This is a genomic window from Micromonospora sp. NPDC023633 (assembly GCF_040640035.1).
Lineage (GTDB): Bacteria > Actinomycetota > Actinomycetes > Mycobacteriales > Micromonosporaceae > Micromonospora.
Window position 1 is genome coordinate 1 of sequence record NZ_JBFABB010000170.1, and the last position, 11,752, is coordinate 11,752.

The window sequence follows — 11,752 nt, forward strand, 5'->3', positions numbered from 1 at the left end:
CGTAAGGACTATGTGCGCTGGCAGCGGGCTCGGCCGATGGAGTTGTGGCAGATGGACATCGTCGGCGGGATCATGCTCGCCGACGGCACCGAGGCGAAGGTCGTCACCGGGGTGGATGACCATTCCCGGTTCTGTGTCATCGCCCAGGTCGTGCGGCGGGCGACCGGCCGGGCGGTCTGTCTGGCCTTCGCCGACGGGTTGCAGCGGTTCTGGGTGCCGGAAGAGGGTGCTGACCGACAACGGCAAGCAGTTCACCGACCGGTTCGGCAAGGGCGGGGAGGTAATGTTCGACCGGATCTGCAGGGAGAACGGCATCATCCACCGGCTGACGCAGCCCGCCTCCCCGACCACCACGGGGAAGGTCGAGCGGTTCCACCAGACCCTGCGCCGCGAACTCCTGGATGAGGTGCCGGTCTGGCCCGACCTCGAGACCGTGCAGGCGGCCGTCGACGTCTTCCGGCACGAATACAACACCGACCGGCCGCACCAGTCCCTGGACATGGCTTTCCCCGCCGACCGGTTCACCCCCCGCCCTCGCTGCGGAGCAGGTTGTGCCGGTGAAGCTGCCTCCCCGGCTCACCGAGCCGGTTGACCAGGCCCTCGCCTCCCCGCCGGCTCCGATCCCGGTCCAGCTGACGGTGACGGGGGCGGTGGAGTTCGACCGGGTGGTGCCACCGTCCGGGAACCTGCAAGTCGCGGGCAAACAGTTCTGGCTCGGCCCGGCCCGCTCGGGAGTGACGGTGACGTTCTGGGCCGACACGGACGTCATCCACCTCCTGATCGCCGGCGCCCGCCTGAAATCGGTGCGCTCACACCTGTCCGCCGCCGACCTCGCTGCCCTGCTGCGCCACGGAGGCCGTCCCGCTGGTGCGCCGCCCCTTGCCGCCGGCTCCACCGGGTGAGGCGGTCGAGGTCGACCGGACCATCAGCCGAGCCGGCCACGTCTCCCTGGGCCAGCACATCGTCCTGGCCGCCGAGATCCTCGGCGGGCAACGCGTCGGCATTCGCATCGATGACAAGACAGTGAGCTTCTTCGACCTCGACACCCGCCAACTGCTCCGCACCCGCCCCAGCCCCCTCAGCCCGGCCGAGGTGGCCCGGCTGCGAGGTGCCCGACCCGCCGGGCCACCCCCGCAACCCGCAGCCGGACCGGTGCAGGTCCAACGGCGGGCCTCCAACAGCGGAGTCGTCATGGTGGTCGGGCAGAAAGTCGCCCTCGGCCGGGTCCACGCTGGCAAGACCGTCACCATCCACGTCACCGACACCGAGCTGGCCATCGCCTGCGACGACGGCACCCGCATCGTCCGACGCACCACCGATCAGCCGGTCCGCAACCTCAAAGCAAGCCGACCCCGCAAGAAGGAACCGGTCTCCGCATGACGACAACGAGGCCCCTGGGCCGCGCGAATGTTCCAATCCGAGGCGTGGATGATCAGCAGACCTGGTTGCAGCAGCTACCCACTGATGCCAGGGAACGCGCACGACAGCTGCTCGGCGCGTTCAACCAGCTCGGGTGCGACGACCCCGAGGGATGGACCCGGTCCGAGATCGAGGAGGACATCCCGCAACTGGCCCGCTACCGACTCCTGCGCACACTCTGGCCGCAAATGATCGACAGCTGGCATGACGGGCTGGCCAACATCCCTGCTGCCCGGCGGGCTCTCGAAGCGGGAGCCAGCGAAGGCGATCTCACGCAGCTGGCCCGAGCCGTGGCCTACGAAACGGTGTTCGCCATGCTCTACCACCTCGGCGCCGACGAGGAGGCCACCGACCAACTCCCGTCTTGGGCACTGGCCGAGATCACCCCAACCGGCGAGGCCACCGGAAGAAACCTCGACGGCCTCCACGAGGACCTCCTTACCCTCGACCCCTCCGGCCGCGAAGGCCAAGACCTCTGGAACTGACAGCGACCCCGCAAGGTCACCCTCATTCGTCTAGGTCAACCGTCAAGCATGAGCTGGGACGGATCCGTCAAGCATCAGGTGGGACTAGACATTCTGGGATGGTGTCCCGCCGGCCGGGCCTGACCCGACTTTGAACTGGCTCCGTGCCCTCATGTGGACCCGTCGACCCGGTTGGCGGGGGCACCTCTCTCGGCACCTGCACGGGCCGGCGTGGTGACCTGATTACGAGCTCGGGTTCGTCCCTCATCCCCGTTCTGTCCAGCGTTCTCCTCGTGCTCGGTGGTCGAGCCTTGCCGTCAATACAGCAGGTGGGAGGCAGCGTGAGCGAGGACCAGGACGTGACCGTCGGGGTCGACACGCACAAGGACGTGCACGTCGCGGCGGTGTTGGACCAGACCGGTCGGGTGTTGGGCACCCGAAGCTTTCCGGCGACGATGCGCGGCTACGCGCAGCTCGCCACATGGGCTGAGTACTTCGGGACGGTTACCAAGGTCGGTCTGGAAGGCAGCGGCAGTTACGGCGCTGGGTTGCTGCGGTTCCTGACTGACTACGGCCTGGCCGTGGTCGAAGTCGACCGCCCAGACCGATCCACCCGCCGCCGGATCGGCAAGACCGACACCATCGACGCCGAATCCGCCGCCCGGGCGGTCCTGTCCGGCCGAGCCAGCGGCACCCCAAAGACCCGTCACGCCCAGGTCGAGATGATCCGGGCTCTGCGCGTCGCCCGCCGCGGAGCGATGAAAGCTCGGATTCAAGCCGGAGGTCAAGTCGAAGCGCTCATCGTCTCGGCCCTGAACCCGTGAGGCAGCTGGTGCGCGGGCTGGCCGGCAAGAAACTCATCCGCGTCTGCGCCGCTCTGAGGCCTGGCACGGTGTCTGATCCGGCGACCGCCACCAAAGTCGCGCTGCGTAGCCTCGCCCGGCGCTGGCTCGCCCTGCAGGCCGAGATCGACGACCTCGACAGCCACCTGGCCGCCCTCGTCACCGCAGCCGCCCCGAATCTGGTCGCGCTGCCCGGCGTCGGCGTCGACACCGCTGGGCAACTCCTCGTCACCGCCGGCGACAACCCTCACCGTTTGCACTCCGAAGCGGCCTTCGCCCGGCTCTGCGGCGTCGCCCCCATCCCGGCCAGCTCCGGACGAACCGACCGCTACCGCCTGCACCGTGGCGGCGACCGCGACGCCAACCGCGCCCTCTGGCGCATCACCCTCGTCCGTATGCGCTGCCACCAGCCCACCACGGACTACGTCACCCGCCGAACCGCAGAGGGCAAGACCAAGACCGAGATCATGCGATGCCTCAAGCGCTACATCGCGAGAGAAGCCTTCACCCACCTCGCACCTCGCCCGACAGAACAGGCACCATGGGCCGGTGCGACTACTGACGGCAGATGAGTTCAAAGCCACGCACGGGACACCGCCAGCACCAGTCGACGTCGACGAGCCTCCTCCATTCGACTTCTGGCCCTACTTCGACGCCATCCCCCACGATCACTTCGCCGGCCACGACTTCAGCCGCGAGGAGGTAACGAACGTCTGGCAGATGCCCGACGGGACGCATCAGCACGTCCTCCTCGCGTCCGGGACCCCGAACGTGTTCATGGTGCTCGTGCTCAACCTCCGAACAGCATCAGTGCTCGGCCACCACCTGCTCGACCTCAACGAGCTCTACGGGCTCAGCCAGTCACCCACAACACCACTTGACGAACAATAGGAGCGTCCACATCGCCGGCAGCCGGCTTTCCAGTCTCGGGACCTGCGTGGCAGATCGTTATCAAGACCTGCGTGACTCCGCTAGCTCACGTGGTCCTACACATCGATCTTCCAGTCAGGTCGCACCTCCCTGGCATCCTCGTCCCCATGGAGTACCTCATCGGCACGCAGGCACCACAGCAACGGATCACGGACCCGGCTGCGGCAGTGCATGCCCTGGAGCGGGCGATCCCCTGCCTCCCCCAGCACCGCCGGCCCGAGCCCGCCGCTGTGGATTGGCCTTTGCTAGAGGAAGGACTGAGCACACGCCTGCCGGCCGACTACAAGCTGCTCGCTGCGCTCTACCCCACCTTTACCCTCGGCGACTTCTTGGTTCTCGGTCTCCCAGAGCCGGGCGCCGAGCAGCACAGGCTGCACGGCATTCGCAGCGACCTAAAGATCGTCGAGGACTGGTGGGAGGCGGACATGTCCCTCGGGTTGCGCCCCCACCCCGCTCCTGGAGGCCTGCTTCCCTGGGCCAGTTCGAACGAGGGCGATGTCTTTCTCTGGACCACAACCAGCGCCGGACCCGACGACTGGACGGTCACTGTCGCATCCCGCAACGGCGGCTGGTGGCACTACACAGGCGGGGCGGTCCAGTTTCTGGCCGAACTGATCGACGGCACCCTGCAACCGTGGGAACTGCCACCACTCCGCCTGAGGTCACCCCACCGCCCCTGACCGAGCAAGCTGCTCCCAAGCATGATCGTCTAGCTAATGTGTCACCCAGGTAGCGAGATTCATCTCGTCCCATGCTCTGAGGCGTTCCGCAGTGTCGCCGGTCTGACGTTGAACGATGCTTGTTCCGCCACGTCTCGGGGACATGTGAGAGCGACGACGGTCCACCGAACGTGGGGGAAGGCGTTGCGCACAGCTTCAACGGCCTGGGCCTGGCCGAGGTGCACTACAGGGAGGCCGTCGTGGAGCTGCCTGCGCAGACCGTGGGCGTCAACGACGTATACGGACCCGTACCGCCGGTTCTCCCGCACCACGCCGCCGGCAGCGCGTAGTGCCGCCAAGTCCGTAGCCGCAGCTTCAGCTCCAAGACACCAAGACCGAGGACTCAGACAGCGTCCTTCCCCTGCCTGACTGGACCTGGCTGGTGCTACTCGACCACCAGGAGGGCCAGCGTCGGGAACGCGAGAGGGTCGCCGAGATCTGGCAGGACCACCGCCTAGTCTTCCCCTCCGAGATTGGCACCCCGATGGAGCCGCGCAACCTCAACCGTCACTTTGCCGCCGCTCGGCAAGCTTGACGGGCGGCTTTCATGACCCCGATTGCTGTCACCGTTGCTGTCATCGGCCCGATCTCTGATCTTCGGGCCGGTGTCGGTGCTGGTGGTGATGGGTGGGCGCGGCAGGTTTCGAACCTGCGACCCCTCGCTTGTAAGGCGAGTGCTCTCCCACTGAGCTACGCGCCCGGAACGCCCGTACGGCGGGCCGGAGGGAGGCAAGCTTACCCTGCCCTCCACCGGCCCGGTCGTACGGCGTGCCCGGTTGGTCAGGCCGCGACGGCGTCGGCGAGGGCCTTGCGCCAGCCCTGCTGGTCGCGCGCCTCACCCGGCATGTTCATCTCGGCGAAGCGGACCACGCCCGCCTTGTCGATCACGAAGGTGCCCCGGTTGGCGATGCCGGCGACGTCGTTGAAGACGCCGTACGACTGGGCGACCGCGCCGTGCGGCCAGAAGTCGGCCAGCAGCGGGAACTGGTAGCCCTCCTTGTCGGCCCAGATCTTGTGGGCGTAGACCGAGTCGACGCTCACGGTCAGCACCTGGACGTCGTCGTTGACGTAGTCGTTGAGGTTGTCCCGCACCTCGCACAGCTCACCCTGGCAGATCCCGGTGAAGGCGAGCGGGTAGAAGACCAGCAGCACGGTGCGCTTGCCACGGAAGTCCGAGAGCCGGACCTCCTGGTTGTTCTGGTCCTTGAGCACGAAGTCCGGCGCCTCGGCGCCAACCTCGATCGGCATGCGAGCTCCTCAGGATGGGGTCGGATGGGCAACAGCCTGCCACACCCGGCAGCGGGCGCCGCCGGGTGATCGCCGACGACGGCCTACTTCTTGCCCTTGGCCCCGCGGCGCAGGACGAGGCGGGCGCCGCTCCAGTCCCGGCCGGCGTTGACGGTGGAGGTCTGCTGGAGGCCGGCGGTGGGCGCGGACTCGGCGACCTCGCTCGGCTCGACGTGCCCCTCGCGCCCCGCCTTGGGCGTGAGCAGCCACACGACACCGTTGTCGGCCAGCGGGCCGAGGGCGTCGACGAGGAGCTCGAAGAGATCACCGTCGCCGTCGCGATACCAGACCAGCACCGCGTCGACCACCTCGTCGGTGTCCTCGTCGACCAGCTCTCCACAGCGGTCGGTCAGGGCGTCCCGGAGATCCTGGTCGACGTCGTCGTCGTACCCCATCTCCATGACGACCATCCCCGGTTCGATCCCGAACCGGTCCGCCAGGCTGCGTACCCCGTCGGCGGCCTGACCAGCGGTCGCGCTCACTGTCGCGTGCCTCCTCATCTCATCCCTGCCCGCGGCGTCGCGTCGACGCCGTCAGGCAAAGTCCACACAGTTGTGGCTCCCCGCGCAAGTGGCGCACCGGGTGGAACGGAATTTACCGTGCCAGAAGAGTGCGGGCACCCTGGGTAATTGCTTCCTCGGAGACCAGAACGTGACGGGCCGCCGGGCCTAATGGTACAAACGAGTCAACTCCGGCCACTCGCCGCGCGGCTCCGACATATCCGGCATCCACGAGGGCCGCGATGACCCCCTCGCCGACCCCGCCGGAGCGGCGGGTCTCGTCCACGACCAGCACCCGGCCGGTCGCCGCCGCCTCGCGGATGACGTCGGCCACCGGCAACGGGGACAGCCAGCGCAGGTCCACCACCCGGGTGCCGATCCCCTCGTCGGCGAGGGTCGCCGCCGCGCGCAGCGACATCGGCACCCCGTTACCGAAGGTGATGATCGTGACGTCCTCGGCGGAGCCGACGCCGTAGACGCGGGCCCGCCCGATCGGCACGTGCCCGCCGGTCCACGCGCCGGGCTCCGCGTAGTGGGCCAGCCACTCCCCGTCGCCGTCGGCGTACAGGTCGCGGGTGTGGTAGAGCGCGATCGGCTCCAGGAAGACGCAGACACTGCCGTCCACCGCCGCGCTGGCCAGGCAGGTGCGCAGCATCGGCGCGGCGTCGTCCGGCCGCGCCGGGACCGCGATCACCAGGCCCGGCACGTCCCGGAGTACGGCCACCGAGTTGTCGTTGTGGAAGTGCCCGCCGAAGCCCTCCTGGTACGCCAGGCCGGCCACCCGCACCACCATCGGGTTGCGGAAGGCCCCCTGCGAGAAGAACTGCATCGTGGCGGCCTCGCCACGCAGCTGGTCCTCGGCGTTGTGCAGGTACGCCAGATACTGGATCTCGGGCACGGGCAGCATCCCGGCCAGCCCGGCGCCGAGCCCCAGCCCGAGGATCGAGGTCTCGTCGAGCAGCATGTCGAAGACCCGGGCCGCGCCGAAGCGGTCCCGCAGCCCCTTGGTCACCCCGTAGACGCCGCCCTTGACGCCGACGTCCTCGCCGAACACGGCCATCTGGGGGTGGTCGAGCATCCCGTCGGCGAGCGCCGCGTTGATGCTCTGCGCCAGCGTCAGCGGGCCGGTCAGCTCGGGCGGTTTGCCACCGAACGCCTCCGTCCGTGCGGCGGCGCCGGGGCCTGCCGCGCGGGCCGCCGCGTCGGCCACCGCCCGGGAGACCCGCACCGGTCGGCGGGGGGCCAGCGGGGCCACCACCTCCGCGGGCGCGTTCAGCTTCGGCTCGTCCAGCACCTCCTCGGCGATCCGGCGCACCTGCCAGCCGATCTCGTCGTAGCGGGCGAGCAGCTCCTCGCCGGTGGCGACCCCGGCCCCGACCAGCAGCCGCGCGGTGCCGGCCAGCGGGTCACGGTCCAGGTCGGCGGCGATCTCCCCGGCGCTGCGGTAGGCGGTCTCGGCGTCCGCGCCGGCGTGCCCCATCAGCCGCACGGTCGACAGGTGGAGCACGGCGGGGCGCCGGTGCCGGCGCACCCAGGCCGCCGCCTCGGTCGCGACCTCGTACGCCCGCACCAGGTCGCCGCCGTCCGCCGCGAAGTAGCGGACCCCCGGCTTGGACCGCAGCGTGGTCTCCACCCACCCCCTCGGGGAGCGGACGCTGATGCCGAGCCCGTTGTCCTCGCAGACGAAGAGCACCGGGATGCGCAGGCCGGTGTGGTCGTACCAGCCGGCGGTGTTGAACGCGGCGGTGGCGCTGGCGTGGTTGACCGAGGCGTCGCCGAACGAGCAGACCACGATGGCGTCCGGCGGCCAGGACGCCTGCGCGGCGCCCCCACCGCTGCCGACCCGCACCCCGTCGCGCCGGCCGGAGGTCTCCAGCCGGCGGAGCCGCTCCACCGCCAGCCCCATCCCGACGGCGCGGGGCAGGTGCGAGGCGACGGTGGAGGTGGTCGGGACGACGGCCAGGTCGGCCCGGCCGAAGACCTTGTGCCGCCCGCCGGCGATCGGCTCGAGGCTGGAGGCCACCATGCCCCGCAGCACGTCGCGGGCCGCCTCGGCGTACGCCGGGGCAAGCGGCCGGTCCGCGACGGACCCGGCGCCGCCGGTGGGCTCGTCCGGGTCGGCGGCGTCCGGCCGGGAACCGTCGCCGGACCCGGCCGGGTCTGCCTCGACGGGCCCGTCGGCCGCGGCCGGCTGCCCGGTCCCGCCCTGCTCGGCCTCGGGGCGCTCGGCCGGCGCCGGCCGGTCGGCCTGGGCGGCGCGGACGCAGTAGAAGGCGCCCGAGCGGTAGTGCAGCAGCGCCGGGTCGGTCGCGCGCAGCGCGGCGGCGACCGCGGCGTTCCCCTCGTGGCCGGCGGAACCGATCGTGTGGAAGCCCTCGCCGAAGCTGCGCAGCCACCGGCCGGCCAGGTCGAGCTGGCGGCTGGTGGCCTGGGCCTCGAAGAGGTCCAGCGCCCGCGCGCCGGTCAACGTCGTGTCGTCGGTGACCGGCCGTGCCGGGTCACGCCGCTGCGGCGGGGTGGCCAGCGCGGCCAGCGTCTCCCGGAACCGGTCGTCGAGATCTTGCGGGGTGGTCACGTCGGACAGCATTACCGACGAGCGGCCTGCGCGCCCACTCGGACACGTTCGACGCGGCGTGGGTCAGTCGTCGCCGCACCGTTCGGGGCAGCCGCCGTCGGAGACCTTCCAGACCAGCTCGCGCAGGGTCGCCAGCTCCCGCACGGTGAGCCCGGCGAGCAGCCGGGAGTCCGACATGACCTGGTGCACCCGGGCCCGCACCTGCCGCCCCGGCCCGGTCACCATCAGCGTCTTCTGCCGCCGGTCGGCGGGGTCGGTGCGCCGCTCGACCAGCCCGGCCCGCTCCAGCTTGTCGACCAGGGCGGTCACGTTGGAGCGGTCGCAGCCCAGCCCCTCGGCGAGGTCGCGGGCCGGCAGCGGCCGGTCCGGGTCCAGCTCGTGCAGCGCCCGGGCGGTCGCGGGGGTCAGCCCCAGCTCGGCGATCTCCACGTCCTGGTGGTGGCGCAGCGCGGCGGCGATGTGCGTGATGCGGCGCACCACGTCGCCGGCCAGCGCCGCGCGGTCGGCGGGATCCGGCGGGGTGGAGGGGACGGTGTGCTGCGCCATGCCTCCCATCCTACTTGCGGTCAATAGTTGAATAGCTCTACCGTTTAGCAGCTCACGCAAATCGCGTCGAGCGCCGAACGGAGGAACCAGCATGTCCGACTTCTCGGTCCTCGCCATCTCCGGCAGCCTGCGCGACGCGTCGTACAACACCGCGCTGATCCGGGCCGCGCAGCGCCTCGCCCCGGAGCGGCTGACCATCGAGCGGTACGAGGGGCTCGGCGCCATCCCGCCCTTCAACGAGGACGTCGAGGCTGAGCCGCCGGCGTCCGTGGTCGACCTGCGGCAGCGGATCGCGGCGGCGGACGCGCTGCTCATCGCCACCCCGGAGTACAACTACGGGGTGCCCGGGGTGCTGAAGAACGCCCTCGACTGGGCGTCCCGGCCGAGCTTCCCGATCACTTCCTGGGTGTCACCGCTGGCGCACAAGCCGGTGGCCATCATGGGCGCGGCGCCGACCGGGATGGGCACCGTCCGGGCCCAGCTCCAGCTCCGGCAGCTGTTCCTGGGGACCGATTCCACCGTGCTCAGCAAGCCGGAGATCATCGTGACCAACGCGCACGAGAAGATCGCGCCGGACGGCACCGTCAAGGACGAGACCACGGAGGCGCTGCTGCGCGGCCTGCTCGACGCCCTCACCACCAGGATCCGCGTGGCCCGGCTCGCTCTCGCCACCGCCTGACCCCCGAGCGGCCGGCTCGATCGTGGGGTCGGCGGCGCGACGCCCGCCGGGGCGCCGGCGCGACCGACGCCGCCCACCCCACGATCGTCGAAGGCTCACATCGTCTCCAACTCGCGGCCCTTGGTCTCCGGGACGGCGCGCGCCACGAAGACGAGGGCCAGCACCGCGAAGGCGGTGTAGACGCCGTACGCGAGCGTGAGCCCGACCTCGGCGATGGCGGGGAAGCTGACGGTCACCAACCAATTCGCGGTCCACTGGACGGTTCCGGCGACGGCGATGGCGGCGGCGCGGATCCGGTTGTTGAACATCTCGCCGAGCAGCACCCAGAGCACCGGGCCCCAGCTCGCGGCGAAGGACACGACGTAGAGGTTGGCGGTGACGAGGGCGATCACGCCCACGGTCGGTGGCAGGCTGAGGTTCTCCCCCGACCCCGTGGCGCGGCTGAAGCACCAGGCGAGGACGGCGAGGGTGAGCACCATGCCGCCGGCGCCCACGGCCAGCAACGGCTTGCGGCCGACCCGGTCGACGAGCGCGATCGCGATGAGCGTGGCGACGATGTTCGTGCCGCTGGTGATCACGCTCGTGACCAACGCGTCCCGTTCCTCGAAACCGACGGCCCGCCACAGCGTGGTGGAGTAGTAGAAGACCACGTTGATGCCGACCAGCTGCTGCAACGCCCCCAGGACCATGCCGACCCAGACGATCGGCAGCAGGCCCAGCCGCCGCCCGGCGGGTTCGCCGCGTAGCTGTGACAGCCGCGTCCCCCGCCCGCCTCCGGCGAGTGACCGGTCGATCTCCCCCACCCGCACCCCGTCGCCCACGTACTTGCTGAGCACCGCGCGAGCCTGGTCGTAGCGCTTGCGGCGCACGAGGTAGCGGGGCGACTCGGGGATCCGCAGCGCGACCACCCCGTAGACCACCGCGGGAACCGCGGCCGAGGCGAACATCCAGCGCCACGCCGCACCGCCCCACGGCTCCTGCGCACCGGCGCCGCCGGCCAGGGTGGCCAGGGCGTAGTCGACCACCAGCGCGACGAAGATGCCGGAGACGATGGCGAGCTGCTGGAGGGAACCGAGCCGGCCGCGCTGCTCGGCCGGCGCCACCTCGGCGATGTAGGCCGGAGCGATCACGCTCGCCGCGCCGACGGCCAGGCCGCCGACGACCCGCCACGCGGTCAGGCTGACCGGTCCCACGGCGAGGGCCGCGCCGGCGCTGCTGACCGCGAAGAGGACCGCGGCGATCCGCATGACCCCCACCCGGCCGATCCGGTCGGCCAGCGGCCCGGCGAACCAGGCGCCCACGGCGCCACCGACCAGGGCCGAGGAGACCGCGGCCCCGAGCACCAGCGGGGAGAGGCGGAACTCGGCCTCGATGGCGTCCACCGCGCCGTTGATCACGGCCGTGTCGTAGCCGAACAGGAAGCCGCCGATCGCCGCGGCCCCGGCCACCACGACGGCCGAACGGCGCTCCTCCGGGCGCCCGCCCGGCTCCGCCTCTGCCCCGCCATCGCCGGCGTCCATGCCGTTCATGCTGCATCAGCGGGCGGCTCCACCCGGCCCCAACGGGAATGTCGCGCGCCCGGGCCTTCCTCCTGTCGGCGTTGCGCGCACTCGGGTGACCCGACCGGGGCCGCCGGACAATCGGGGCGGAGATCGTCCGGCCCGGTCCCCGCCGGCCCGCCCTGCCGCGCCCGGACGGGGGGGTGTCCCTATGGGTTTCGTCAAGCGGGGACGGGGCTGGTCGGGCGTGGCTGGTAAGGGATCTTGTCGCGGAGCATGGCGAACAGGACGT

Annotated in this window: 12 protein-coding genes, 1 tRNA gene and 2 pseudogenes; 9 read left to right on the top strand and 6 right to left on the bottom strand. The window is 71.0% G+C overall.

The window, feature by feature from the left end; all coding sequences use genetic code 11:
• From AB0G13_RS31480 to AB0G13_RS31515, 8 genes and pseudogenes are all read left to right on the top strand, one after another.
• Positions 1-523: pseudogene (locus tag AB0G13_RS31480) on the top strand (integrase core domain-containing protein); the annotation flags it as partial.
• 34 nt (positions 524-557) lie between these two features.
• The gene (locus AB0G13_RS31485) at positions 558-902 is read left to right on the top strand and encodes a hypothetical protein (RefSeq protein ID WP_357882297.1); all 345 of its coding nucleotides are present in this window, start codon (positions 558-560) and stop codon (positions 900-902) included.
• Entirely contained in the window at positions 868-1,380 is a 513-nt protein-coding gene (locus AB0G13_RS31490; protein WP_357882300.1) for a hypothetical protein, read from the top strand. Before AB0G13_RS31485 ends, AB0G13_RS31490 begins: the two co-directional genes overlap by 35 nt.
• Positions 1,381-1,424: 44 nt before the next feature.
• Complete coding sequence (locus AB0G13_RS31495) at positions 1,425-1,904, top strand: hypothetical protein (protein WP_357882303.1); 480 nt, start codon at positions 1,425-1,427, stop codon at positions 1,902-1,904.
• 320 nt (positions 1,905-2,224) lie between these two features.
• Positions 2,225-3,297, top strand: a pseudogene (locus AB0G13_RS31500) (IS110 family transposase).
• On the top strand, positions 3,275-3,616 hold the full coding sequence (locus AB0G13_RS31505) for a hypothetical protein (protein WP_357882306.1): 342 nt from the start codon (positions 3,275-3,277) through the stop codon (positions 3,614-3,616). The pseudogene AB0G13_RS31500 and the gene AB0G13_RS31505 overlap by 23 nt, the downstream one beginning before the upstream one ends.
• Positions 3,617-3,762: 146 nt before the next feature.
• The gene (locus AB0G13_RS31510; protein WP_357882308.1) at positions 3,763-4,335 is read left to right on the top strand and encodes a hypothetical protein; all 573 of its coding nucleotides are present in this window, start codon (positions 3,763-3,765) and stop codon (positions 4,333-4,335) included.
• 170 nt (positions 4,336-4,505) lie between these two features.
• Positions 4,506-4,664 (top strand): hypothetical protein, encoded by a 159-nt coding sequence (locus tag AB0G13_RS31515; protein ID WP_357882311.1) that lies wholly within the window; start codon positions 4,506-4,508, stop codon positions 4,662-4,664.
• Between the two features lie 338 nt (positions 4,665-5,002).
• On the opposite strand, the gene AB0G13_RS31520 is transcribed toward AB0G13_RS31515, so the two are convergent.
• From AB0G13_RS31520 to AB0G13_RS31540, 5 genes are all read right to left on the bottom strand, one after another.
• Positions 5,003-5,074 (bottom strand) — tRNA-Val (locus tag AB0G13_RS31520).
• An 80-nt stretch (positions 5,075-5,154) separates the two neighbouring features.
• Positions 5,155-5,622 (bottom strand): peroxiredoxin, encoded by a 468-nt coding sequence (locus AB0G13_RS31525; protein ID WP_088999030.1) that lies wholly within the window; start codon positions 5,620-5,622, stop codon positions 5,155-5,157.
• Positions 5,623-5,705: 83 nt separating this feature from the next.
• Entirely contained in the window at positions 5,706-6,143 is a 438-nt protein-coding gene (locus AB0G13_RS31530; RefSeq protein WP_121400356.1) for a DUF3052 domain-containing protein, read from the bottom strand.
• Positions 6,144-6,255: 112 nt separating this feature from the next.
• Complete coding sequence (locus AB0G13_RS31535; protein ID WP_357882314.1) at positions 6,256-8,748, bottom strand: transketolase C-terminal domain-containing protein; 2,493 nt, start codon at positions 8,746-8,748, stop codon at positions 6,256-6,258.
• 51 nt (positions 8,749-8,799) lie between these two features.
• Positions 8,800-9,282: a MarR family winged helix-turn-helix transcriptional regulator gene (locus tag AB0G13_RS31540; RefSeq protein WP_357882317.1), complete on the bottom strand. Its 483-nt coding sequence runs from the start codon at positions 9,280-9,282 to the stop codon at positions 8,800-8,802.
• A gap of 91 nt (positions 9,283-9,373) precedes the next feature.
• On the opposite strand from AB0G13_RS31540, the gene AB0G13_RS31545 reads away from it, so the two are divergent.
• Positions 9,374-9,961, top strand: a complete 588-nt coding sequence (locus tag AB0G13_RS31545; protein ID WP_357882320.1) for an NADPH-dependent FMN reductase — start codon at positions 9,374-9,376, stop codon at positions 9,959-9,961.
• A 95-nt stretch (positions 9,962-10,056) separates the two neighbouring features.
• Here the strand turns inward: AB0G13_RS31545 and AB0G13_RS31550 are convergent, their stop codons facing one another.
• Positions 10,057-11,481 (bottom strand): sugar porter family MFS transporter, encoded by a 1,425-nt coding sequence (locus tag AB0G13_RS31550; protein WP_357882323.1) that lies wholly within the window; start codon positions 11,479-11,481, stop codon positions 10,057-10,059.
• Between the last annotated feature and the right edge of the window lie 271 nt (positions 11,482-11,752).